Source organism: Legionella quinlivanii (assembly GCF_003265995.1).
Lineage (GTDB): Bacteria > Pseudomonadota > Gammaproteobacteria > Legionellales > Legionellaceae > Legionella_C > Legionella_C quinlivanii_A.
In genome coordinates, this window is sequence record NZ_MVJN01000004.1 from 51,780 (window position 1) to 75,925 (window position 24,146).

Below are 24,146 nucleotides of genomic sequence, written 5' to 3' on the forward strand. Positions count from 1 at the left end.
CCGAACCATGTTTGAAGATAACACAATCAGGCTCGTAAAACTGGGGCTCGATGCAGCGCTCATGCGGCAAACAGCGATTGCTGCCAACATAGCCAATGTCAATACCCCCAATTACCAGACTGTTGAAGTGATTTTTGAGCAGCAACTTGCCAATTATGACCAGAATAGCAATCGAGGCTCGGTTAATTTTCTGGAATTACAACCGGCTATCCATACTAGCGACACCGCACCAGCACTGGATGAACAAATTGCGCTTGGTATTAAAAATGCCACCCAATTTCGCGCACTCATCAAAGGACTTAATCATAAACTGGCCATTATGAAAATGGCCCTTCATGGAAATAATCAGGCATGAATTACAATCTCACTTATTCAATTGCTGCCCAGGGAATGCAAGTCGAAAAATTACGTATTGATACGGTCGCCTATAACATCGCTAATCAGCATACCTTGCTGAAAAGTGATGGCAGCGGTTTTCAGCCAATGCAGGTCATCACAGGCAGTCGAAATTTCAATGATTACATCACAGATGAAACGCAATGGAGTGCAGCGGCTCTAAGCCCGAAAACTCTACCGCCTAATAAAGTGTATCAACCAGAGCATCCGGCAGCTGATGAAAAAGGCTATATCCATTATCCCGGGATAAATACAGTCGATGAGATGACCACTTTATTAAATGCTTCGCGTGCCTATGAAGCCAATATCAAAATTTTTAACACAGCACACAGCCTGTTCATGCAAACCCTGACAATAGGAGATGAACGATGACCATAGAACCCGTCAATCATTTCAAAATCGACTTTAACCTTAATAATTCAAACATTCAGAAAGCAGACCAGTTCAGTCATTGGCTGGCCGCTCCCCTTCAGCAGGTGAATGATAAATTGATTGAAGCTGATCATTCGCTGCAACAACTGGTCAGCGGTCAAACGGCCAGCCTGCACCAGGTAATGTGGAATCTGGAAGAAGCCAAAATGTCTTTTCAATTACTGGAGCAGGTGCGTAATCGCTTAATGACTGCTTATCAGGAAATTATCAGGGAGCAAATTTAATATGAATTTTTATTTCAACTCCATCTATCTCTGGTTTGGCAGACAAGAAAAGTCAAAGCAAATCATGATCCTGCTTGCCGGTGGCTTTCTCATTTTAAGCAGTTTATTTATCTCCATTTTTTTGCTGAAACCTGATTATGGAACACTATTTAATAATCTTGATTCACAGGATGCCAATGAAATAATTCGTCAACTGGATCAGGACAATATTCATTATCAGTTACAGAATGCCGGACGTGATATTTTAATTGATAAACACCTGGTGGATAAAACCAGAATTCGATTAATTAGCAGCAATTTAAATGGCCATGTGGGCTTTGAATTGTTTGATAAAACTGATTTTGGTTTGACCGAATTTTCACAGAAAATTAACTACCAACGAGCTCTGCAAGGCGAACTTGAGCGAACCATTAGCAGTCTTGAGGAAGTCAGGCAGGCAAGAGTTCATCTGGTAATCCCTGAACAGCATTTCCTGCAGAAAGAAACGCACCCTACCAAAGCGTCTGTTACCCTTCAATTAAAAAAACCAATAGGAAAACATCAGGTAAAAAGCATTCAGAAACTGCTGACCGCCAGCATAGCAAATCTTGCTGCAGAAAATGTGGTGATCATCGATCAAAATGGTAACAATCTGAGTATACCCAAAGAAATTAATGGTGAGGGGCATTTTGCGGCCAAGCGAAGAATAGAGGATTATTTAAATAGTAAAATAACTGATATGCTAAGGCACATATTTCCCCAGGATAATGTCTATGTAAAAATAGATGTGACGCTTAATTATGATGAATTGCGGCGGGAATTGATTAGGCCGCAGTCTCAGGGCTTAATCACTCATGAAAAAGAGATTCAACATACAGCCTCTGCAGAACTCACAAAGAAAACAAATCCAGTTCAGGATCTCACCCGGGAACGAAGTTATGAGTTTGGTCATGAAAAAGAACAGTTCCTGCGTGCCAATGGCAGGATTGAGCGGCTAACTGTCTCTGTCACAGTTCCCAAACAAACCGAATCCTCGACCCTCTTACAAATTGAACGCATGGTAAAATCCACCATAGGCTTTGATTCCAAACGAGGGGATTCCATTTCAGTGGAAGCACTCCTGCCACCACCCGTCCAATCAGACATTTTTTTAAACGAGACTCCTTCCACCCCGGCAGTAGAAACTCTTTCTATAAAATATGGGTTAGCAGCGCTGCTTATGATTGGCGCAATAAGTTATGGAGTTCAGAGAAGAAATAATTTGAAAAGACGTCAATATCTCCTGGAGTCTCTTAATCAATGGATTAGTCACCATGAATAATTTACAGGATATCGTATCGGCTATTGGCAAATTGGCCCTCAGAGATCAGCGATGGATTCTGAGCAAGTTACCAGAAGCCAAAAAAAAGCAGCTGGATAATATGAGCGAGAATCAAAAAGCGGCCGTTTCCAATACTATGATTGAAGATGACTTACCTGGTTTTTGCCGCAGTCTTGCCACTAAAGACCCTCTGTATATCGCCATTATCCTTGAGGAAGGTCAGTTCATTTGGAAAGAGCAATTTTTAAATGAATTTAACCTTTTAGATCGCATTAACTCGATTGAAACTTCCCTTGCCAATATTAGCAACACCAGCAAAAGTCTGGTGTATGCGGAGTGGGAAAATCTACATCAAAAATCTGATATCGGCATGATTACAGACTAACGGAATAACTATGGCAGAACTATTAAAAAATATCAGGGTGAGCGGGGAAAAAGTGATTTTGAAAACAAATTGCAGTTCTTCCCCTGATTATGAGAAAAACAATCCTGATTCCGCAATGGAACAACTTGCAAAAAGCGATGATTTTTTGGATGAAATAAGGCAACAGGCGTTTGCAGCGGGCTTTCAGGAAGCAGAAGCAAAATATACTGAGGAGAACCAATGCAAGATGCAGGAATCAGAGATGCAAGCCACCTTGTTAAAACAGCTTTTGACCCAGATACCTGTGGCATTGCAAACTTATCAGGAAACACTTCGTGACCAGATTGCAGACATCGTCTTATTAATTTGCAGGCAATTTTTTTCTAATCAGATTTCGAGCAAAGAAGCGATTTCTTTTCAGATTGAGCAGGCAATTAATCATTTAAATCATAAAGAAAATATAGAGATTTTTCTTCATCCCCAGGATCTTGCGCTTGTGCAGCATAGCAAATTGAAAATTGATTTCAGTGAGTGCCGGCATTTGAAGTTTATTCCTGATGAGACATTAATGCTAGGAGGATGTCGTATCCGTAATGATCATGGGTTGATTGATGCCAGCATTGAACAGCAAATTGACAAACTCAAACGAATGCTTGTTCAACTACGACAGAGGGTGCCGCAATGAAAAACTGGTCTGAATTATTACAACCAATGGAACGTATCGGTGAAATTGAACAATCGATTGGCTTACAACTGGTTGCTAAAGGTCCTCCTCAAGTCTTTGTGGGAGAAATCTGCGATATTCTTGACAGCGATCAGCAGATCATCACCCAGGCAGAAGTCATTGGTTTTAATCAGGGAAAAGTCTATTTACTGCCATTTTCCCATACTGGCATCAGTATGGGCTTTAAAGTACGTGCATCAGGTCATGCCAGCAGGATTGAGGTGGGTGAACATCTTCTCGGCAAAGTCGTAAATGCATTAGCACAACCGCTAGAATCGAGCATCAGCGCTTTTTCTGAGTCATTGGAGATTTCAGGTCATGCGATTAATCCCATGGATCGCGAAGCGGTGACAGAAAATATGATCACCGGAATCCATGCTCTGGATTGCCTGATTCCTCTCGGCAAGGGGCAGCGCATGGGCATTTTCGCCGGTAGCGGCGTTGGAAAATCCGTATTGATGGGAATGATGTGCAGGCAATTGCAAAGCGATATTAACGTTATCGCCCTGGTAGGTGAACGTGGCCGAGAAGTGAATGATTTTATCACAGAGCATTTTGATGAACACAGCCGCCAAAAATCCGTATTAGTCGTCGCTTGCAGTGATGAATCAGCCATCATGCGCCGTCAAGCCGTCTTTACCGCTACAGCAATTGCTGAATATTTTTGTCGCAAAGGGAAACAGGTGATGCTATTTGTCGACTCCATAACCCGTTTGGCAATGGCGCAACGCGAAATCGGCTTAAGTCTGGGAGAACCGCCTACCAGCCGCGGATACACGCCCAGTGTATTTGCCCTTCTTCCAGGTCTGGTCGAACGAGCGGGTAATTTTATTGGGAAAGGCAGTATTACCGGGCTTTACACCGTATTGGTGGAAGGCGATGATTTCAACGAGCCCATTGCAGATACCATGCGCTCACTGCTTGATGGACATATTATCCTGACTCGTGAGCTGGCGCAACGCGGTCACTTTCCTGCCATTGATATTCTCCAAAGCGTTTCGCGTCTGAAAGATCATTTACTTCCTTCGTCACAAAATGATCTGGTTAAAAAAGTAATTCGGTTATTTGCACTGCATGAGCAATATAAGGATTTACTCGAGCTGGGCGGTTACAAAGCAGGTTCCAATCAGGAGCTGGAATATGCAATTGCCCGCATTGATCCTTTGAAGAAATTATTCGCTCAACAAAAACAGGAGTCACTCCCTTTATCAGCCCTACTGACGCGCATTCAGGAGATTTTAGTATGAATCAGGCATTAACCAGCCTAATGACTCGATTAAAAAGTCAGCTTGAAGAGCTCAACACTGAGCAGCTGGCTCTCAAGGAAAAAATACGGACGCTGGATAAAGCAGCTCTTCTAATCAAATCAAGGCTCTTGGACGCATTGAAAATTCCTGCCTGTATTCTTCCAGAGCAGGAAATATCCCGGCTTCATTTTATTATCTCCGAACAGCAAAAGCATGACGATTTGCAGAATCAAAAAATGGATTATGAAAAACTTCTCTTCAGCTATCAGGAAAGCCATCTGCGCCTCAGTACAGAGCTTAAACTGCTAAGGAAATACCAGGACCGACGTGAGCAAAATGAAAAAAAGACCCTTCAATTAGTACTTGAGAAAGAAATGGACGATTGGGCATTGCAAAAAGACTCGGCGAAATTGTCGTCCAAGTGATTGCTAAATAAAAATTTAATAGACAGTCCAATAAAAAATTGATAATAATACGCTGAACAAGGAAGACGATATGAAAATAACAAACCAACCTGCAGCTTTTGACGCATTTTCCAGGCACTCCTCTGCCGCTAAACCCTTTTCATTGTGGCTTAATCAACATTCGCCCCAGGTAGACTCCTATTACGTTGAACATTTGGATCAACTTCAGAAAAATGATCTTCACTTTAAGAGCAATTTTTCAAAAGAAGCATATCAATATCCAGACTCTGACCATGAAGCGAACTTGAATACTCCCGGCGAATTAGTTTTGTCAGAACCCAAGGTTCCTTCCAGACAAATGCTGGCAGCAACGCAAACTGAAAAGCCTCCTTTTAGTAGAATAATTTATCTGGAAAATGATTTACGCGAGCTGATAGAAAACTATTTTGAGCAGGAATGTCCGGGGTTTTCTTTTAATTCCTTTCGTTTTGACAGCAGTACAAGGAAAGAAAACCTTGCTCCTTCTTTATCAGCCCCCTCCATTCCCAAACGTTCTTTGGACCAGTTTCAACTGTTCATTGAGGATGGTGAAGTGCAGCTGGCTATTGGACTACCCGGGGAGTTCCTTTCACAAGCTAAGGAAATCAGCCGTCAGATTCGTCAGCTTATTAGTTCCAAAGGATTTTTATTAAAAAAGTTAGTCATTAATGGAGTAATACAATGAGCAGCCCAGTTCAACCCGCACAGGAAAATAATATCAGTCAAACCGATTACTTACAGCTTTTCACAAAGGAGTTAACCTATCAGGATCCTCTAAAGCCTATTGATAACCGCGAGTTTATGGCACAGATGGCCCAGTTTTCCTCACTGCAGGAAGCGCGTAGTACGAATGAGAGTCTGAGGCGACTGCTTGAGCTGACAAGTAGCAGTCAAAGTCTGATGCTTTTGCAAAAATCAGTCAAACTGCGAGATAGCAATCAGCTCGGCAAAGTAATTGACATTGAATTTCCTGATAGCTCTCCTCCCCTTCTCAATATCAGCGTCAATGGGGGCTACGTTAAGAAGACACTGCTCGATGTGAGTGAAGTAAGCTAGGGAGATACAAATGAGCAATACTTATTACACCAGCATGAGCGGCATGATGGCAGCAAGTTATGGCTTGCAAAATACCTCCCATAATGTCTCCAATATGCAAAGCCCGGGATTTAAGCGCAGTGATGTCTTTTATTCCTCCCTGGGAGGTGATCACGGTCAGCAAGGTACAGGGCTGGGAGTTTCGATTAAGGGCCAGCAAACCAATTTTAAAGCAGGCACTTACGTTAATACAGGCAATGCCGGGGATTTGGCTATTGATGGCAATGGCTTTTTCATCGTGCGCCTTCAAAGCGGAGAACTGCTGTACACGCGAGACGGTGAGTTTGGTTTCAATCAGGAGGGCCTTTTGTTTGACCAGCATAGCGAGGGATTGGTTATGGGCTATGATAAAAACCATCAACTCGTACCTATCCAGGAAAAAGGTCCGCTTAAATGTCCTGGAAAAGCCACCTCGGTCGTCAATCTGAAAGGAAATCTAGTCAGTAAACCAATCAAGGAAGATGCTACAGTACCAGTACCAGTGCCTGAGCCTGATAAAAATGACAGTAAGAAAGAGAATAAGTATGAGCCTATCCAATTCAATGTAGGCAGCATTTATGATGCAAACGGCAAAGTTCATCAAGTGACTATTGAGTTAGAACGCAGTGAAGATTCCCAGGTAAAATTCAATGATGGAGAAACCTGGACCCTAAAAAATATTCGCTGCTACGATGGCGATGTTACATTCAATCCCCAGGAACTGGTATTCGACAGTAATTCAGGCGGCAAAGGTAAAGAAGGCAGCAATTGCATTCGTTTCCTGCTAAACGGTACACAGTCGGTCTGCCTGCAACTGGGCGATCGCGACAGTAATGCCGAAAGCTCGGTGCAACTGGATAAATGGACATCAAACAACCCCTTCACTAATATCGAAGTGTACAAACAGGACGGTTATGGGGAAGGCCGGCAAATCGATTTCGGGTTTGATTTCAACGGTCAAATCACCTACTCCTTCGATAACGGTCAGAAACTGGAAGGTTCTCATCTTGCATTGGCCACATTCGATGATATGGAACATACGCTTGTACAAACGGAAAACAACCTTTTTCGTGTTAAAAATGACAAGTTTCGCCATATTGGTCTTGCCAATAAAGAAGGAAAAGGCAAGATTCAGCCCAAGACACTGGAACAATCCAATGTCGACCCTACCACCGAATTTGCTCAAATTGTGGTGCTGCAAAGAATGTTTCAGGCCTGCTCGCAAATTATGGATATTGATAAACAATTATTGGAAGAGCTGTATAGAAAATGAATCAAACACTTAAACCTTATCGATTGATTAACCCAAGTGAAATTAACAGGCTTAGCCAGCATTTCCATAGGGTTTTGCAGGCCTGGAATGATGTCTATACCCTGTCGACGGCATCCGTTTATTTGCAAAGAACTCGCCCTGTCGAGGCAAGCCGAATGCTGTACCTGTATAATCAGAAAGGGGAATTAATCGGATTTATCCCACCCGCTTTTTTTGAAAATTTACAGCACGTTATTTTTGGAAGCAGCAGTTCGTGCTTTCGTGGTGTAAACGAACAAATCATCCATGAATTGTTATCTGCATTATTTAAGGACAAGCATCTCTCCACACAGGAAGAACAGCTGGACAGTCAGGAATGGTTTTACTGGGGTTCACCCTGTCTGGAATTAGAGCTGACATTTGGACAGACTACTATAAGTCTTTTTCTTCATCCCCGCTGGGTTGTCGAGCAATTACCAGTGCTTTCCGGCAACGCTCCCTTGTCGCCGCTTGAAAATAACCTGTCAGACGAGCCACTCGAACTGGAGATCAAACTGCTTTCTTTTACCATGAATCTTGCTGATTTACTGACACTAAAACCCGGGGAAGTGATCAAAACAGATCATCCGCAAAATGAGGATCTGCTTTTAAAGCATCAGCAGCTCACTTTGTGTACTGTGCACAAGGGGATCAATGATGGCTATAAATCCATTCAAATAGCGAGTAATTAATATGACAACTCTGGTTAAAAAAATTCATTTCCCTGAACTGCAAGTCAAAGATACCACTGACACTGTTAAGGCCGATTACCTGGGACTACTGGGAAATGTTGAGGTGGAATGTCAAATCCGCATAGGCAGCCTTAAACTCACTATTGCTGAATTAAAGCAATTGACCCGAGGCAAAGTGCTTAATCTCTTACAGAAAACAAATGAGCCGGTTGATCTGCTGCTAAACAATCAAGTGTTTGCAAGAGGCGAGTTAATGAGCTGCGATGATTATTTTGCAGTGCAGATTCTCGAGGTTGCCCAATGAAAGTGCCATTGTTTTCTATGATTATTTTAAACTTTTTTAGCAAAGAAGCGTTTTCTAACTCGGCCCTAGCCTTTAAAACACCCGTAAACAGTGGAATGGGATGGTTCAATTATGGGCTTCCATTTTTTATATTAAGCCTGGCTGTGCTGTATTTACATCTTAAAAAACATAAAAAACCATCCACCGGTTGCCGGTTGCTTGAAAAGACCTATCTCAATAATAAAACCGTTATTTATCTTCTTGAATACCAGGAGCATCGTTTTTTGCTGGCGGAAAACCAGAAAGGCCTCTGCTTTCATTCCCTGAATGAGAGCCAGAAATGAAATACCTGTGCTGGATTGCGTTATTAAGCTATTCTCATTTCGCTGCTTCTGCGGACACCAGTTTCCTCGGCGCTATGTCTTTTAATCAGGAAACGATTGCTCCTGCACTTAAAGTTTTTGGCTTGCTGACCGTTTTAAGTCTTGCGCCCAGTATTTTGATTATGTTGTCCTCCTTTACCCGCATCGTGGTTGTGCTGTCGATGCTGCGCACAGCACTTGGTTTACAACAAACACCCCCGAACACGGTGCTTATGAGCCTGGCTCTTTTCCTGACATTTTATACCATGATGCCAGTTGGAAAGGTCCTTTACTCCGAAGCTTATCAACCGTTCATGGAGCAAAAAATTAATTTTGAATTAGCCATCGATAAAGCGAAAGAGCCAATAAAACAATTTCTTCTTCATCAGACCCGTGAAAAGGATTTACAACTATTACTGGAGCTTGCGAAAGAACCTCTACCTGATAACATTGACGAGATAAAACTGCTTCAACTAATCCCGGCATTTTTATTAAGCGAATTGCAAACCGCATTTCAAATTGGATTTATGATTTTTCTGCCGTTTTTACTAATCGATCTAATTGTATCAGGTTTGTTAATGACGATGGGAATGATGATGCTGCCTCCGGCGAGTTTGTCAGTACCAATAAAAATTCTGGTTTTTGTTCTTATTAATGGCTGGGATATCGTAATTCAATCTTTGGTGGAGACTATTAATTGAAACAATTAAATATCAAACAACTGCGTGAAGAAACGCCGGGTTCTGAACAAGTAGTTCATTTTAATAACGCAGGTACCTCCCTGCCCCCCGCAGTGGTCACCAATACAGTCAAAAACTATCTTGATCTGGAGGCGAGTATCGGGGGCTATGAAGCTGAAGAGCTTAAGGCCGATGAGATTAACGGTTTTTACCGCAATATCAGCGAACTGATTAACTGCCAGCCTCATGAGGTGGCTTTCACCGAAAATGCTACTCGAGCCTGGGATATGGCGTTCTATAGTCTGGATTTTAAACCCGGTGATCGCATACTCACGGCCATGAATGAATATGCCAGCAACTATCTTTCTTTTTTGCATGTGGCCCGGCAGAAAGGCGTAAAAATAGAAGTAATCCCTGATGACCGTGACGGGCAACTGGATTTAAATGCTTTGGAATCCATGCTTGACTCTTCGGTAAAATTGCTGGCGATTACTCATGTTCCCACTCAAGGGGGATTAATTAATCCAGCAATAGAAGCGGGACATCTTGCCAAAAAACAGGGCGTCACTTATTTGTTGGATGCAACCCAGTCAGTGGGCCAGATGCCCATCGATGTTCAACAAATTGGCTGCGATTTTCTTTGCGGTACCGGGCGAAAATTTTTGCGAGGGCCAAGAGGTACTGGCTTTTTATATGCCAGCGAGCGCATCATCAACGATTGCAATCCACCTTTTATCGATTTACATGCTGCAAACTGGAGTTCATTGGATGCTTATGAACTCATGCCTGATGCCAGACGTTTTGAAACATGGGAACAAAATTATGCCGGGAAATTAGGCCTAAGCGCGGCAGTACGCTATGCGCTTGATATCGGCATGGAAAATATCTGGCAAAGAATCCAGAATTTATCCAGACTCTTTCGCAGTAAACTCGAGCAAATCCCTGGGCTTACGCTCCAGGATTTAGGAAAAGATCAATGCGGGATTATCACGTTTTCTACCAAAAACAAAACCCCTGCTGAGATTAAACAGGCACTGCGTGAACAAGGGATCAATGTCACTGTATCGGTGATGGAATTTGCCCGACTGGATCTTCAATCCAGAGGACTTGATGCCCTGGTCAGAGCGTCGCTCCATTATTATAACACTGAGGAAGAGATAGACATTGTTTGCAAGGCGGTGGCAGACTTCGTTTCCTAATCCAGTGACTTTGTTTTCTTGTACCTCCCCAGGCACGTCATCCTGAACGCAGTGAAGGATCTCCTGACTCTGGCTCAGTTCTAAGCAGTGAGATCCTTCGCTACACTCAGGATGACGTACCAGATGCTCAGGATGACGTACCTGGGGAGTTACGTTTTCTTAAGGTTTACCATGCACGATAATATAGAAGAAATAAAACAAAAAATAAAAAAACTTGAGGAACAGCTTAAAAGAGCAAATTCAATATTATCGTTGCTTTCAGGGCCGGTGGATGAAGAGGAAATAAAAGAAAAATTATTTAAAAACCGTATGGTACTCGCAACACTTTATAAAACTAGCCACCAATATAATGAAGCATTTGATCTGCTAGACATTGTTTATGACGATCTCGAATTGGACTCAAATACTGCAAGCCCCCAATATATCGATGTATTAGAGGGCCTTGTTGAGTGTACTAAGGCCCTGAATAAAAAAGTAGAATGCATAACATATCTTTCAGAATTATTTCTCAGATTATCTTCTATAACCCAGACTAAATATAAAGAACAAATAATTAAGTATCTGGAGGTATATAAAACTCAATTATCAGCTCAGGAGACTATAGATCTCATTGATCTGGTCCTGCAAAATCTGGATAGTGTTTCCTGGACTGGCTCGAAAGTATACAGCTATGCAATGAATCTTAAAATTAAGATTTTAAGTCAATTAAAGCAATTTGAAGAATGTTATACCTGCTTGAACCTTCTGGCAGAACATCAGTCTACCCGCAATAACCGAATCAATATTAACAACGATGCACTTATTGCTCATTTAAATGCGTATAGCCTGGCATGTATCAAGGGCTATTCAATAAAAGAGTTTAGTCAGAAACTGATAAATAGTTATTATCAAAAAATGTCGAGTGGCGAAGAAGTTGTTTTTGAGCCTGAAGTGGCTGAAAACAAACTGCATTTAATCAAAATCGCCTTCCTTTTTAATCATTTAAATGTATTACCCCCATCATGGTTTCCTCCCTTCAAAATACAAAAACCTCCGGCACAGTTTCTAATGGAAAGTAGAAGCGAAGTGAGTACGGACCAGACTCACTTGCAACCGTTATCTTATGCGCCTGAAGAAGAGGTTCAGCCCATACAAGAGCCTGTGCCTGTACCTGAATATATGAAAATCAGAGAAAAAATAACGCTCGCCTGGGATAAGCACGGAGTAGCCGGTTATACTGATGAAACGCAATTCATTGTAGAGCAATTATTCATACCCCGATCACTTTCTCCAGAACAATTGGAAGCAACTGATCTTAAGTTACCACGTGGCGGCATATTATATGGTCCCCCCGGCACAGGTAAAACATTGATAGCCCGTACTATTGCTAATGACTTTATTGGGAAAGAGAATGTGACGGTTATTAATGGGCCTGCTTTAATCTCAAAATACGTAGGCCAGTCAGCTGAAAATCTTCGCCGCATTCTGGACGAGGCGAAAAAAAACCCCGCGGTAACCTATGTGGTCATTATCGATGAAATGGATGCACTGGTCTGCTCTCGTGATAGCTCTGGTGAGGATCTTAACAGGCAAATTAAAGCCGATCTAACTACGACACTTTTAACCTATCTTGATGGTGTAGATGCCATTGAGAATCTGATGATTATTGGTTTAACCAATTATTTTGAACGTTTGGATGAGGCATTAATACGCCCCGGGCGTCTTGATGTACATATTAATATTGGATTGCCAAATTATAAAGATCGCCTGGCTATTTTGCGCCTGTATTTGTGCCCTCTTCAGGAAAAAAATAAAGTTCAGGCCTCATTGGACATTGAAATGCTTGCAGAGAAATCGGAGGGATTAAGCGGTGCCGGCATAAAAGCTTTTATTGACAGCACTATGAAGCGATTTGGTGTCTCTCAGCTCGTCAGTTTTGATAATGGCAAGTATAAAATTGAAGACTCAAGCCAGATTATTCCGCTTAATGATACGCAGTTCCTATCCTGTCTTGATGATGCGATTAAAAAGAATCGACGGAAAAAAACGGAGCGGGAATTATTGCAATCACGCGTTTTCTGCCCCTGGAATGACTCTCTGAGAAAAAATCTTGCTGCTCTCCTTGATAAAGAAAACAGTTTTGCTTACTTAAACCCGATGATTGTGAATGTTACAGGAAAACAGGGTACTGGAACCACAAGCTGCGCTTTGAACCTATTCCCGGAACAACCCGATAAAATCGTGTATATGAAAGCGGGAGAACTTGTTAATTTATCCCCTAAAGACCAGGAAAAATATATTGATGACTGTTTTTTTAAGGCTATAAGCTACGAGCAGGGTATCTTAATAATTGACAATATGGAAGACATTACTTCCTGCCACTTTAATCCCCGCATTTATCTGCGCGATAAATTAAAAATGCCGCTCGATGAGGGCGAAACATTGAAAGTTGTAATGGTGAGCAAAAATGAGGAGTCTGTTCAACAGCTGTTTAATGGGCAAATTGCTTGCGATGAGACAATAAGAATGCCAGCTATAATAAAAAAAGCAGAAATTTCAACCTTAATTAAAGCATTGAAATTAGGAATAGACATTCGCGAAACCCCGGTGGAACTTACTGCCAGGCTGACTATCAAAGAATTAAAGAATCACTTGTTAACTTTTTGCAATCGATATCAATCTGTTGAACGGACATTGGAAGGTTTTTTAAATTATGTGAACTCTCCTTTGTCTGCTCTAAAGAGTGCTTCAAACGCGCATAGAATATTTAATAAGAACCAGATGCCAAGGCCTGTCAGCCTCTCTGACAAAGATAATTCCAGTTCAGCTCTTTCAAATGGAATCGCAATTTCAAATGAATGATTAATTATTGACATTTTTTAAGCGTCTATGTTACGTTCGCGTGATTAATCCACATTATGTCCAATGGTGGCACATTAACTGGATAAGCGCTTGTAAAACACTTTTAACTGACCAGGTAAAGCAGCAGCTAACCAGGATAAAGTTAACACAGGCCCTTTTAATCAGAGGCAGCATTCAGGTAATTCTCAATGTCTAAAGATATCAAAATTCTCGTAATTGGTGCTGGAGTAGCGGGTCCAGCTATTTGTTATTGGCTGAAAAGATTTGGGTTTTCGCCATGTCTGATTGAGAAAGCTGCTTCCATTAGGACAGGAGGGCAAGCTCTGGATGTTCGCGGCATAGCCACTCATATCGCCAGAGATATGGGTATCTATGAGCAGATATGTGATATGCGTACGCGAATTGAATGCGGCCGCTATGTTGATTCAGAAGGTAAGGTTTTGCACGAAGTACAGGGTGAGGAATTTGGATTCAGGCAAGATGACGAAGTGGAAATTCTTCGCGGTGATTTGGTTGAAATTCTCATGAGCACCATCACTGATGTCCCTTGTGATTTTGATCAATACATCATACGCATGGAGCAGAGTGCTGATGGCGTACTGGTTCATTACAATGATGGCCAAGTGATTAATTACGACCTGGTGATTGCCGCAGATGGCATACACTCCGCTACCAGACGCATGATTTTTAATAAAAATGAATATCAACTGGTTCACCTGGGTTCATATCTTAGTACATTTACTATTCCGAATTATCTTGGATTGAGTCACATAGACCTGGAATGTGAAGCCAATTGCAAAATGGTATCAATCAATAGCGATAACAATCCTGAAATCGCGAGAGCAGGGTTTATGTTCCGCTCAGAGCATTTGCTCAAAAATCCTCGCGATGAGCAGGAACAAAAACAATTCCTGTGTGATAATTTTCGTGATTTTGGCTGGGAAACCCAAAATATTTTAAATCGAATGCCAGAAAGTGATGATTTTTATTTTGATGCGATTATGCAAGTCAAAATGAATAGTTGGACCAAAGGGCGAATTGCGCTGGTCGGTGATGCGGGCTATTGCCCTTCACCCTTATCCGGGCAAGGTAATAATTTGGCTTTTGTGGGAGCTTATATCCTGGCGGGAGAATTAAAAGCTGCGAATGGAAATTATATACAGGCGTTTGCTCGTTATAATGAGCTTCTGCGTCCCCTTGTTGATGCCAATCAGGAATTTGGTGTCTGGGTGAGCAAATCTTTTCTGGTAGATGATGAAGTTTCCAAGGAGATTGCAGAAGAACGCTCGAACAAAGTCCTGGGGATGATAAAGTCAGTCTCAAATGCGATTAGTTTGCCTCAATATGAGTAACTCTATTGAACAACTCATTTAGTGTATAAAACCCTCCCCTGTTTTTCTGACAATCATGAAAATCAGGGGAAAATATTTGATATTTCCAGCTACAAATACTAATTTAAAAAGAGAGATCTTTTTGAGTAAACTTATCATGTCAAGTTCCAAAAAACCTGCTCAGAAAAATTATAAAAAAATATCAGATGACCAGCTCGATGATTTAGCGGGCGGCAGATATGCAATCGATCCTGTTACGGGATACGAAATTCCGGGGGGAAGACCAAATGCTACAGCAGCGGCTGAGAAAAAATCAACGGCTGTGAATAAAAAGAAGATGAAACCTTAGCGAGATAAATTACAGAATCCATTTAAAGCGAGTGCGAAGACCAACTTCAAAAACCAATATGCTCAACCATTGCGCAAAGTGAATAATTAAATTATCATAAAGCAACTCCTGTAATCACCAAGATTTACGAAAGAACACAATGGATAAAAAAGAGCAAATATTTTTCAATAGCATTGTTACCATTTTCCCACAATTGATCGACGATTATGAAGCAGCAGGGGCTGCGCATACTCTCCATGAAAAAGCCATACATGCCTATACTATTCGCAGCTTCAAACTGCTTCGCAGCGTTTTACAATCGGAGAATCCAGTAGCGGCACTCGAACAAGCGCTGATTGAAAACTGGAATCTCATAACCGGCAACATGCTTTGCTATACTGCATTACCGCATCATCCAGTCACTAAAATCTGGTGCGAAGCGGCCAAAGTCGTCGCCTCCAGCAAACCGCATTCAAAAAATGGGGAGCCTGCAAATCCTCTGTTATTTTTAATTCCCAGCCTGCAATGCGTCGAGTCAGTGTATGATTCCTATCCTTGTTTAGTACCAGTCCTTAATCAGGCAAAAGAATGGGATATGGATCTGGTTCATATTCTTTCTACTCATATATTAAATGATGCTGGCACTCACTTACTGCCCTTGCGTGCGATGCTGGTTTTTAACGAAAACGCTGGTACACCCGATATATATAATCCCTATTTCGATGATGAAACTGAACCCAGTTCAGTCAAAATGAACAGTAACGAAATTTATCGATTAGCTCAGCACTGCTTTGCATCCCAGGCAATTTATGAAACCAAACAACGACTCGACGCACTGACATTAAATGATGGCAATTTGCTAGGCCAGCTCAATCTCTTACGTCAGAAAATGCGGGAAAATAGCGTCCACGGTGTTGGAAAAGAATTAACCGCAGGTCAATTCTTTGATAAAAATATCTATGATTTCCTGGCCTGGTATGATCAACTGGATGATCACAGTGAAGAACCTGAAAAAGTCAGGGAGTTTATCCAGAAAGTCCGTGGGTTTACTGCCCCTAGTATTAGAGCTTTCGACAAAGATCTGATTGTTAAAATTATAAATACAGCTGAAAAACTGCCAGCCGAAGTCAAGGGTATATTTCAGAAATATATCAATCCTCTAAAGCCCTTAGTGGATATGAACGAACCGAATCTGGATCAACTGGAACAGGCACGCCAGGTTATTTACGAGGTTCTTTCAAAATTAGGGGTTATTTCTGGCGAGACATCCGATCAAGTCAGTATTCCCCCGACACTTTTTGTATACCTCTCCAGACTGAGGACTTTTGCTTTTAAAAAAAATAACCAGGAGGATCCAAATACCTGTCTGAAAATTTTAGGGGATAAACTAGAAAAACTGATAAAAAAACATGCTCCAACATTAAGTAAAATCGGCATCAGTAATGAGAAGAAACAATTATTAATTTCTGAAGTACTCCAATCTTTTAAAGATGCGAAATCCACCCTAAAAAGTAAACTTAATGAACATAGAGAATTAAATGGCTACGACAAGCTAAAATTAAGCCGCGAACTGTTGTCGCATTTTTCTTTAAAACCCAGTTTTAATCACCCTCAGGATTTTGAAGTTTTTGAATACCTGAAAGAAGATGAAATTGGACCCATTTGCTCTGACAAAGAGACAGCAGATTCGTTACTAAATTCAGAAAATACTGAGCCGCTAATCCTTTTTGCATTGACCACATCCCCTGCGAAACTGAATGCGCTCATAGGCGCTTTAAGTCAATCATTGCTTGACGGGGATAATAAAAAACTGGATCGTTTAGTTCCTTTGCTTCTTCATCTTTTTAGTGCTTTGGACATAGAAAAATGCAAGGGTATCTGCGAGCAGATAAAACAGTATTCTACTCAACTCTGTATTTTAAAGACAGGTAAATTCACAAGCCTGGTGGACAAACTTGATTCAGATAAACAAATTGTTATTTTGGATTCAATACAAGATGAACTGCCAAAATCGATCACTACCAACGCATCTTTCTGTAAAATATACTCACTGTATATTTTGGAAGGTACCCCGCAACAAGAAGCTTTATTCAATAGCATGAGAGAGAAGCTTGCTGGATTGCCGAAGAATTTAGGTGAGTGGACACATCTTTATAGAACGCTTTTACCTGCTCATCGGGAACTTGTATTTCCTGAGGGATTAAAAAAGAAAATAGATAATATAAAAAGTCTTAATGATTTTATTAAGATCTATGCCTCACTCAGCTCTGATGAAGCAGCGAATTTGTTTTCAGTACATAAAGAGCGTTTCCCGGTTTGGGTCAAAACCTCCCGACATTTATTACAGTTATGCAAAATCCTGACCCAGGAGCACTTTAATGAATTGCTCGATATCATACCAATAGACAAGCTCAAGCTTCAGCTTAAGAAAAAAGTAACTCCTGAAGAAATATATTCTGTGTTTGATAAAAAGTATGAGGGATCAATACCCCATAGATCCCTTTTCCTGCTGATTCCATTAGCAGATCCCGACGCTATTCTCTCTTTCCAGTCGTTACTACACGCTATTAAACCTATTGGCTCTGAGCAATTACGGCTAATCAATAAAGCAATTTCACCTGCCTATCTTAGTGCGGTAACAGAAATTACTCCCGAGCATGAAGAAAAGCTTAACGAGACCGAGCGTCTCTTTTTGCGTAAGTCACGAGAACAAATTGAAAATCTTTTTCTAAGCATTAAAGAGTGCTTACCAAAACTTAGCTGGGATACGATTTCGACTCTTTCCTATGTGCTTAAATATTGCAATATTCAACAGAGAGAATTGATATTTCGCCAATTCATCTTGCCACACTTAAGTTCCCTCGTAGCTCCTGCAGCAAACTGGGGTGTCTTATTAACTCATCTTTCATCTGCTCAGCGTGAAACAGTTAATGATTTTGTCTATAGTAACCTTGTGCTTTCAGACTTATTCAGGGGAGCTAATGATTTCATCTGGGGCCCCATGCAATTTTTGAATGAGGGGCAGCGTTCTCATATTCTCAACACCCTTAAACAGGAATTAACATATTCGATTAGTTCTTTCTCTGATCTATCGAATTTTATAAGCCTTAATGAGCTTTCAAATAAAGAGTGCCGGTTAATGTTTGACCTGTTTAAAAGGAAAATTACTCGATGGGTCGATAAAAGTGCTTATAAAATTACCGTCCTTTTTGCTCATCTAGACGATGAGGGGCGCAAAGAAGCATTTAAACTGCTAAAGAAATTTATACCTAACGAGTATACATTTTTAATGGATTTAATTTCTATTTCACGTTTTTTAAGCAAAGAACAGATAGATGCTATTGCACCTAATCTGACCATCAAGCCCATCAGTAATTTAACTTTCTCGGCACTGAGTCGTCTTGAGTTACATGAACGCGAGCCGGTTATAGATAAGATATTTAATTTTCTCCCGGCGGAAATTAAGTCGCTGGAAGATTTTATATTGCTCAGCAGCTATTTAACCCCTGAACAATGTTACAAATTGTTTTTGACAGTATTTCCCCAATTGTCATCCAGTTTAACCACAACAACTTCTTGTCTTGAATTTCTGGACAGACTCAAAATTGAACAGTCATTCATGATTTCGCCTCTTCTGATTAAAGCAAGACCAAAGGAAACTGCCCAAGCTATTCTTTTCACTATGCTTGGGTTTCTTGGCGACGATCGAGTAAACTTCAACACTTTTTGCAATAATCAGCTGCAATCCTTACCGAATTTGCTCAGCTCTGTTGAAGACGTCATTTTCTTTATGAAAAGACGTATGTTTTTTAATATTGGACTATTCCTCGAAGCCGCCAAACCCCTCTTGGCAGCCATCATTCCATCCACAAAGGAGTGTGACGAGTTAATATACCGTCTTGAAACTGGAGAACTTAAAATCCTGTCAAACTATTTACCTGCGCTTAAAGAGGTCATTCCAAATGATTCACCTGGGCTAAATCCTCAATCATTTTTTGGCAGTAGAAAACGCAAAGCAAACGAAGAGCTGGCTGCGCCTGGTAAACGACATCGAAGAGACGAACTCTCTGATATGGTAACAAGCTATCAGGTTTTATCCTCAGAAAAAACACCGGATGATTTATATTCCTCACAGCCACCAATGCAGGCATTGCTGGATGATTTGTTTCCTGGCATACCAATGGAGACCGATGAGGTGTCAGGCCCAACGTCATCCCCAGCGCCAGCGAGGACTCTCCCTTAAATACGTGCCTGTGCCGGAGATCCCTCGCTACGCTCGGGATGACGGGGCATAGCGGTCAAGCTAAGAAGTAATGTTATCCCCTCTCCACCGCGCGCAGCGTGGGGGAGAGGGTAGGGTGAGGGGGTTAAAAAATTTATCACGTTAGTGATTCCATTTTGTTGTGGCAATAAACCATCGCCACAGAAATATGATTAATGAATCGCTACGCGACCTTGTTTATAGCTCCCTCTCCCTAACCCTCTCCCCCGCTGCGGTGGAGAGGGGATCTGATATTCTTAGCCTGACCGCTATGGGATGACGGGGGGACCGAAAGGTTTTTGTATTCCTGGCATACCCACGGAGACTCAATGAGGAGTCAAGCCTGAATTTTTCGAGATAATAACCGACTCCCGACGTCATCCCGAGCGCCAGCGAGGGATCTCCCTTAAATACGTGCCTGGTGCCTGAGATCCCTCGCTACGCTCGGGAGGGCATGGAACTAAAAAATAATAGCTAAGATCATTATCATAGATTAATTTTAAAAAGCCGATATGATCAACCATTGCACAAAATGAATAATTAATATATTATGCAGCAACTCCAGAAATCACTTGGATTTACGAAAGAACACAATGGATAAAAAAGAGCAAATATTTTTCAATAGCATTGAGACCATTTTCCCACAATTGATTGAAGATTATGAAGCAGCAGGCCCTGCGCATACTCTCCATGAGCAAGCCATACATGCCTATACTATTCACAGCTTCAAACTGCTTCGCAGCGTTTCACAATCAGAGAATCCATTAGCGGCACTCGAACAAGCGCTGATTGAAAACTGGAAGGTCATAACCGGCAACCTGCTTTGTTATACTGCATTACCGACTCATCCAATCACCAAAGTCTGGTGCGAAGCGGCCAAGGTCGTTGCCGCCAGCAAACGGCATTCAGAAAATGGGGAGCCTGCAAATCCCCTGTTGTTTCTAATTCCCAGCTTGCAATGCGTTGAATCTGTTCATGACGACTATCCTTGTTTAATACCAGTCCGTAACCAGGCAAACGAATGGGATATGGATCTGGTTCATATTCTTTCTACTCATATTTTAAATGATGCTGGCACTCATCTGCTCCCATTGCGCGCTATGCTGGTGCTTGATGAAAATGCGGGTATACCCACGATATACAATCCCTATATCGATGATAATACTGAACCCAGTTCAGTCCAAATGAACAGTACTGAAATTTATCGATTAGCTCAGCACTGCTTTGAATCCCAGGCCATTTATGAAGCCAAACAACGTCTTGATGCACTAACATTAGATAATGGCAATTTGCTAGGCCAGCTTAATCTCTTACGCCAGAAAATGCGGGAAAATAGCGTCCACGGCGTAGGAAAGGAATTAACCGCAGGTCAATTCTTTGATAAAAATATCTATGATTTCCTGGCCTGGTATGATCAACTGGATAATCACAGTGAACAGCCCCAAGAGGTCAGGGATTTTATCAAGAAAGTGCGTGAGTTTACTGCCCCTAGTGTTAAAGCTTTCGACAAAGACCTGATTGTTAAAATTATAAATGCAGCTGATAAATTGCCATCCGAAATCAGGGACTATATCAACCCACTAAAGCCCTTGGTAAAGATGGACCAACCCAATTCGGATCAACTGGAACAGGCGCGTCAGGTTATTTATGAGGTTCTTTCAAAATTAGGGTTTATTTCCAAGCCAACATCCACTCTGGTTACTACTATACCACCGACACTCGCTGGACTCCTTTCGAAATTGAGGAAATTTGCTTTCAAAAAAAATAACGAGGAAGATCCAAATACCTGTCTTAAAATTTTAGGGGATCAGCTAGAAAAGCTGATAAAAAAACATGCTCCAAGACTAAGCAAAATCGGTATCAATGATGATAAAAAACAATTGTTAGTTGCTGAGGTAGTGCAATCTTTTAAAGATGCAAAAGCCCTCTTAAAAAAGAAACTTATTAATCAGGAAGCATTCAATGGCCAGGACAAGCTAAATTTAAGCCGAAAATTGCTGTCGCATTTTTCATTAAAACTCAGCTTTACTCATCCCCAGGATTTTGAAGTGCTTGAACGCCTAAGCGAAGAAGAGATTGCATCTATATGTTCTGACAAGGAAATAACGGATTCTTTACTCAATTCACAAAACACCGAGTCCCTGATTCTTTTTGCATTGACCACATCCCCTGCTAAATTGAATGCGCTTTTAGGCGCTTTAAGTCAATCACTTCTTGATGGTGAAAACAAAAAGCTTTGTCGTTTACTTCCTTTGCTTCTTCATCTTTTTAGTGCCTTGGACTTAGAGAAATGCAAGGGTATTAGCGAGCAGATAAAGCAGTACTTCATTAAACTTTGTATTCAACAACCAAGCAGATTTTCAGGCTTCATGAGGAAACTGGGCTCAGATAAACAAGTAGCTATTTTAGATTTGATCAGAGAGGAACTCCCTAAATTCATAAATACTAGCCCCTCTTTCTGCAAAATATATTCATTGCGTATTTTAAAAGACACTCCGCAGAAACAGGCTTTATTCGATGATATGAAAGAAAGACTTTCCAAGCTGCCAAAAAATATAGGAGAGTTTACTCAGCTTTATAATACGCTTTCACCCGCTCATCAAACACTCATTTTTCCCCAAGGATTGAAAGAAAAAATAGATACTATAAACAACCTCAATGCTTTTATTAAGATCTATGCCTCACTCAATCCTGAGGAAGCAGCGAATTTGTTTTCAGTACATAAACAGAGTTTTCCGGTCTGGGTCAAAACATCCCAGAATTTGTTAGATTTATGCAAAACGCTGACTCAGGAACAATTTAATGAGTTGCTTGATATTATACCAATAGACAAGCTCACGAAAAATCGAACCCCAGAACAAATCTATACTGCTTTAAGAAAAACTTATTGGCATCCAATACCTCTTAGGCCCCTTTCCCTAATGATGTCATTAACAGATCCAGAAAAGATCCTCTCTTTCGAATCATTACTACAGACTATTGAACCTATCGCTCTTGAACAATTGCGCCTTGTCAATAAAGCGATTTTGCCTGCTAAGCTTAGTTCGGTAGCAGAAATCACTTCCGAGCATGAAGAAAAGCTTTGTGAAGAGGAACGTCAATTTCTGCGTAAGTCACGAGAACAAACCGATTCTATTTTTTCAAGCATAGAAGCGCGTTTACCGAGTTTCCACTGGGATGCTGTTACCACCATTTCCAATGTTCTTCGATTTAGTAATTTTCAACAAAGAGACAAAGTTTTTCACCAGTTCATTTTTCCCCAGTTAGGACTCCTTGTAGATTCAGCAGCAAACTGGAATATTTTATTAACTAATCTTTCGCCTACTCAGCGGAAAACTGTTAATGATTTTATCTATAGTAACCTTGTGCTTTCAGAGTTATTCAAGAGAGCTAATGATTTTATATGGGGGCCGTTAAAATTTTTGAATGAGGTGCAGCGTTCTTACATTTTCAAAAGCCTTACACAGGAATTAAATGTATTGATTAGGTCTTTCTCTGACTTATCGAATTTTATAAGCATTAATATGCTTTCAAACGAAGAATGCCGATTAGTATTTGATCTATTTGAAAAGGAAATGACTCGATGGACTGATAAAAATGCTTATAGAATTACCGTCCTTTTTAGTCATTTAGATCATGAGGGGCGCAAAAAAGCATTTGAACTATTAAAGAATTATATCCCTATAAATATTAAATATTTGGTGGAGTTAATTTCTATTTCTTCTTATTTAAGCAAGGAGCAGATAGAGCATATTACACCTAAACTGACAATAATCAATTCTTCCAAATCTATAGCTCTTTCTGCACTGTCCAGCGTGAAGTTACATGAACGCGAGTCGGTTATAGATAAGATATTTAACTTTCTGCCGCAAGCAATTGATACACCCGAAGATTTTATATCGTTCAGCAGGTATTTAACCCCTGCACAATGCTACGAATTGTTTATGGTAGTCTTGCCACGATTTTCAAGCCTTGAACAAGCCAGCTTGATTTTAACGGAGCTAACCCAAAAACTGCCCAAGCAAACTGCTCGAATTATTTTTTGCAGTATGCTTGAGCTTTTTAACGCGAATCAGGAAAAATTTATAACTTTTTGCAATAATCAGCAGCAATCTTTATCGAATATACTCAGCTCTGTTGATGATGTGATTTTCTTTATGAAAAGGCGTATGCATTTTGATATTGTACTATTCCTTGAGGCCGCCAAACCCATGTTAGCAGCCCTCAATCCATCCGCAGTGGAGTATGACGATTTAATATACCGTCTTGAACCTGGTGAACTTAAAACCCTGTCAAACTATTTACCCGCACTTAAAGACGTCATTCCAATCGATTCGCCTGGGCGCAATTCTCAATCATTTTTTGGCAGTAAAAAGCGCAAAGCAGAGGGGGCTCAAGCAGCGCCTGATAAACGGCATCGTCAAGAGGAAAATTCTGAGATTGGAACAACCTACCGATTTCCATTCACAGAAGAAATACCGGATGGTGTGTACACATTTCAACCACCAATGCAGGCATTGCTAGATGATTTGTTTCCTGGCATACCCATGGAGACCGATGAGGAACCAAGTCTGAATTTTTGGAGACAATAATCCACTCCCGACGTCATCCCGAGCGCAGCGAGGGCTCTCCCTTAAATACTTGCCTGGTGCCGGAGTTCCCTCGCTGCGCTCG

21 protein-coding genes are annotated in these 24,146 nt (G+C 41.1%); all 21 read left to right on the forward strand.

Features of this window, described 5'->3' with window-relative positions:
- The first annotated feature begins 7 nt into the window (after nucleotides 1–7).
- The 21 genes from B1207_RS05845 to B1207_RS05945 all read left to right on the forward strand — a co-directional run bounded on the left by B1207_RS05845 (nucleotide 8) and on the right by B1207_RS05945 (nucleotide 24,064).
- Entirely contained in the window at nucleotides 8–355 is a 348-nt protein-coding gene (locus B1207_RS05845; protein ID WP_112219062.1) for a flagellar basal body rod protein FlgB, read from the forward strand.
- The gene (gene flgC, locus B1207_RS05850; RefSeq protein ID WP_112219063.1) at nucleotides 352–768 is read left to right on the forward strand and encodes a flagellar basal body rod protein FlgC; all 417 of its coding nucleotides are present in this window, start codon (nucleotides 352–354) and stop codon (nucleotides 766–768) included. Before B1207_RS05845 ends, flgC begins: the two co-directional genes overlap by 4 nt.
- The gene (gene fliE, locus B1207_RS05855) at nucleotides 765–1,052 is read left to right on the forward strand and encodes a flagellar hook-basal body complex protein FliE (RefSeq protein ID WP_112219064.1); all 288 of its coding nucleotides are present in this window, start codon (nucleotides 765–767) and stop codon (nucleotides 1,050–1,052) included. The genes flgC and fliE overlap by 4 nt, the downstream gene beginning before the upstream one ends.
- Before the next feature lies 1 nt (nucleotide 1,053).
- Nucleotides 1,054–2,352 (forward strand): flagellar basal-body MS-ring/collar protein FliF, encoded by a 1,299-nt coding sequence (fliF, locus tag B1207_RS05860; protein WP_112219065.1) that lies wholly within the window; start codon nucleotides 1,054–1,056, stop codon nucleotides 2,350–2,352.
- Entirely contained in the window at nucleotides 2,345–2,737 is a 393-nt protein-coding gene (locus B1207_RS05865; protein WP_112219066.1) for a hypothetical protein, read from the forward strand. The genes fliF and B1207_RS05865 overlap by 8 nt, the downstream gene beginning before the upstream one ends.
- Before the next feature lie 10 nt (nucleotides 2,738–2,747).
- The gene (locus B1207_RS05870) at nucleotides 2,748–3,401 is read left to right on the forward strand and encodes a FliH/SctL family protein (RefSeq protein WP_112219067.1); all 654 of its coding nucleotides are present in this window, start codon (nucleotides 2,748–2,750) and stop codon (nucleotides 3,399–3,401) included.
- Nucleotides 3,398–4,687 carry a FliI/YscN family ATPase gene (locus tag B1207_RS05875; RefSeq protein WP_112219068.1) on the forward strand — a complete coding sequence of 430 codons (1,290 nt, stop codon included), beginning with the start codon at nucleotides 3,398–3,400 and terminating at the stop codon, nucleotides 4,685–4,687. Before B1207_RS05870 ends, B1207_RS05875 begins: the two co-directional genes overlap by 4 nt.
- Nucleotides 4,684–5,112, forward strand: a complete 429-nt coding sequence (locus B1207_RS05880; RefSeq protein WP_112219069.1) for a hypothetical protein — start codon at nucleotides 4,684–4,686, stop codon at nucleotides 5,110–5,112. Before B1207_RS05875 ends, B1207_RS05880 begins: the two co-directional genes overlap by 4 nt.
- A gap of 70 nt (nucleotides 5,113–5,182) precedes the next feature.
- On the forward strand, nucleotides 5,183–5,815 hold the full coding sequence (locus B1207_RS05885; protein ID WP_112219070.1) for a hypothetical protein: 633 nt from the start codon (nucleotides 5,183–5,185) through the stop codon (nucleotides 5,813–5,815).
- Nucleotides 5,812–6,186 carry a flagellar hook assembly protein FlgD gene (locus tag B1207_RS05890; RefSeq protein WP_112219071.1) on the forward strand — a complete coding sequence of 125 codons (375 nt, stop codon included), beginning with the start codon at nucleotides 5,812–5,814 and terminating at the stop codon, nucleotides 6,184–6,186. The genes B1207_RS05885 and B1207_RS05890 overlap by 4 nt, the downstream gene beginning before the upstream one ends.
- Nucleotides 6,187–6,196: 10 nt before the next feature.
- Complete coding sequence (locus tag B1207_RS05895; protein ID WP_112219072.1) at nucleotides 6,197–7,477, forward strand: flagellar hook-basal body complex protein; 1,281 nt, start codon at nucleotides 6,197–6,199, stop codon at nucleotides 7,475–7,477.
- Nucleotides 7,474–8,187, forward strand: a complete 714-nt coding sequence (locus B1207_RS05900; protein WP_112219073.1) for a FliM/FliN family flagellar motor switch protein — start codon at nucleotides 7,474–7,476, stop codon at nucleotides 8,185–8,187. The genes B1207_RS05895 and B1207_RS05900 overlap by 4 nt, the downstream gene beginning before the upstream one ends.
- A 1-nt stretch (nucleotide 8,188) precedes the next feature.
- Nucleotides 8,189–8,491: a FliM/FliN family flagellar motor switch protein gene (locus B1207_RS05905; protein ID WP_112219074.1), complete on the forward strand. Its 303-nt coding sequence runs from the start codon at nucleotides 8,189–8,191 to the stop codon at nucleotides 8,489–8,491.
- Nucleotides 8,488–8,814 carry a hypothetical protein gene (locus tag B1207_RS05910; RefSeq protein WP_112219075.1) on the forward strand — a complete coding sequence of 109 codons (327 nt, stop codon included), beginning with the start codon at nucleotides 8,488–8,490 and terminating at the stop codon, nucleotides 8,812–8,814. The genes B1207_RS05905 and B1207_RS05910 overlap by 4 nt, the downstream gene beginning before the upstream one ends.
- On the forward strand, nucleotides 8,811–9,533 hold the full coding sequence (gene fliP / locus B1207_RS05915; protein WP_112219076.1) for a flagellar type III secretion system pore protein FliP: 723 nt from the start codon (nucleotides 8,811–8,813) through the stop codon (nucleotides 9,531–9,533). The genes B1207_RS05910 and fliP overlap by 4 nt, the downstream gene beginning before the upstream one ends.
- The gene (locus B1207_RS05920) at nucleotides 9,530–10,711 is read left to right on the forward strand and encodes an aminotransferase class V-fold PLP-dependent enzyme (RefSeq protein ID WP_112219077.1); all 1,182 of its coding nucleotides are present in this window, start codon (nucleotides 9,530–9,532) and stop codon (nucleotides 10,709–10,711) included. The genes fliP and B1207_RS05920 overlap by 4 nt, the downstream gene beginning before the upstream one ends.
- 171 nt (nucleotides 10,712–10,882) lie before the next feature.
- Nucleotides 10,883–13,552, forward strand: a complete 2,670-nt coding sequence (locus B1207_RS05925; protein WP_172458147.1) for an AAA family ATPase — start codon at nucleotides 10,883–10,885, stop codon at nucleotides 13,550–13,552.
- A 188-nt stretch (nucleotides 13,553–13,740) separates the two neighbouring features.
- The gene (locus B1207_RS05930; RefSeq protein ID WP_112219079.1) at nucleotides 13,741–14,904 is read left to right on the forward strand and encodes a tetracycline destructase; all 1,164 of its coding nucleotides are present in this window, start codon (nucleotides 13,741–13,743) and stop codon (nucleotides 14,902–14,904) included.
- A 55-nt stretch (nucleotides 14,905–14,959) separates the two neighbouring features.
- Complete coding sequence (locus B1207_RS05935) at nucleotides 14,960–15,232, forward strand: hypothetical protein (protein ID WP_172458149.1); 273 nt, start codon at nucleotides 14,960–14,962, stop codon at nucleotides 15,230–15,232.
- A gap of 139 nt (nucleotides 15,233–15,371) precedes the next feature.
- A complete protein-coding gene (locus B1207_RS05940; RefSeq protein ID WP_112219081.1) occupies nucleotides 15,372–19,454 on the forward strand; it encodes a hypothetical protein in 4,083 nt (1,360 codons plus the stop codon).
- A 611-nt stretch (nucleotides 19,455–20,065) separates the two neighbouring features.
- Nucleotides 20,066–24,064 carry a hypothetical protein gene (locus tag B1207_RS05945; protein WP_112219082.1) on the forward strand — a complete coding sequence of 1,333 codons (3,999 nt, stop codon included), beginning with the start codon at nucleotides 20,066–20,068 and terminating at the stop codon, nucleotides 24,062–24,064.
- The last annotated feature ends 82 nt before the right edge of the window (nucleotides 24,065–24,146 follow it).

Bases quoted from the DNA above. Each gene is read 5' to 3' on its own strand.
- flgC (WP_112219063.1), top strand. From the start codon at position 352: ATGAATTACAATCTCACTTATTCAATTGCTGCCCAGGGAATGCAAGTC.
- B1207_RS05845 (WP_112219062.1), top strand. From the start codon at position 8: ATGTTTGAAGATAACACAATCAGGCTCGTAAAACTGGGGCTCGATGCA.
- B1207_RS05925 (WP_172458147.1), top strand. From the start codon at position 10,883: ATGCACGATAATATAGAAGAAATAAAACAAAAAATAAAAAAACTTGAG.
- B1207_RS05870 (WP_112219067.1), top strand. From the start codon at position 2,748: ATGGCAGAACTATTAAAAAATATCAGGGTGAGCGGGGAAAAAGTGATT.
- B1207_RS05885 (WP_112219070.1), top strand. From the start codon at position 5,183: ATGAAAATAACAAACCAACCTGCAGCTTTTGACGCATTTTCCAGGCAC.
- B1207_RS05935 (WP_172458149.1), top strand. From the start codon at position 14,960: ATGAAAATCAGGGGAAAATATTTGATATTTCCAGCTACAAATACTAAT.
- fliE (WP_112219064.1), top strand. From the start codon at position 765: ATGACCATAGAACCCGTCAATCATTTCAAAATCGACTTTAACCTTAAT.
- B1207_RS05930 (WP_112219079.1), top strand. From the start codon at position 13,741: ATGTCTAAAGATATCAAAATTCTCGTAATTGGTGCTGGAGTAGCGGGT.
- B1207_RS05890 (WP_112219071.1), top strand. From the start codon at position 5,812: ATGAGCAGCCCAGTTCAACCCGCACAGGAAAATAATATCAGTCAAACC.
- B1207_RS05900 (WP_112219073.1), top strand. From the start codon at position 7,474: ATGAATCAAACACTTAAACCTTATCGATTGATTAACCCAAGTGAAATT.
- B1207_RS05945 (WP_112219082.1), top strand. From the start codon at position 20,066: ATGGATAAAAAAGAGCAAATATTTTTCAATAGCATTGAGACCATTTTC.
- B1207_RS05875 (WP_112219068.1), top strand. From the start codon at position 3,398: ATGAAAAACTGGTCTGAATTATTACAACCAATGGAACGTATCGGTGAA.
- fliF (WP_112219065.1), top strand. From the start codon at position 1,054: ATGAATTTTTATTTCAACTCCATCTATCTCTGGTTTGGCAGACAAGAA.
- B1207_RS05880 (WP_112219069.1), top strand. From the start codon at position 4,684: ATGAATCAGGCATTAACCAGCCTAATGACTCGATTAAAAAGTCAGCTT.
- B1207_RS05895 (WP_112219072.1), top strand. From the start codon at position 6,197: ATGAGCAATACTTATTACACCAGCATGAGCGGCATGATGGCAGCAAGT.
- B1207_RS05865 (WP_112219066.1), top strand. From the start codon at position 2,345: ATGAATAATTTACAGGATATCGTATCGGCTATTGGCAAATTGGCCCTC.
- fliP (WP_112219076.1), top strand. From the start codon at position 8,811: ATGAAATACCTGTGCTGGATTGCGTTATTAAGCTATTCTCATTTCGCT.
- B1207_RS05910 (WP_112219075.1), top strand. From the start codon at position 8,488: ATGAAAGTGCCATTGTTTTCTATGATTATTTTAAACTTTTTTAGCAAA.
- B1207_RS05905 (WP_112219074.1), top strand. From the start codon at position 8,189: ATGACAACTCTGGTTAAAAAAATTCATTTCCCTGAACTGCAAGTCAAA.
- B1207_RS05940 (WP_112219081.1), top strand. From the start codon at position 15,372: ATGGATAAAAAAGAGCAAATATTTTTCAATAGCATTGTTACCATTTTC.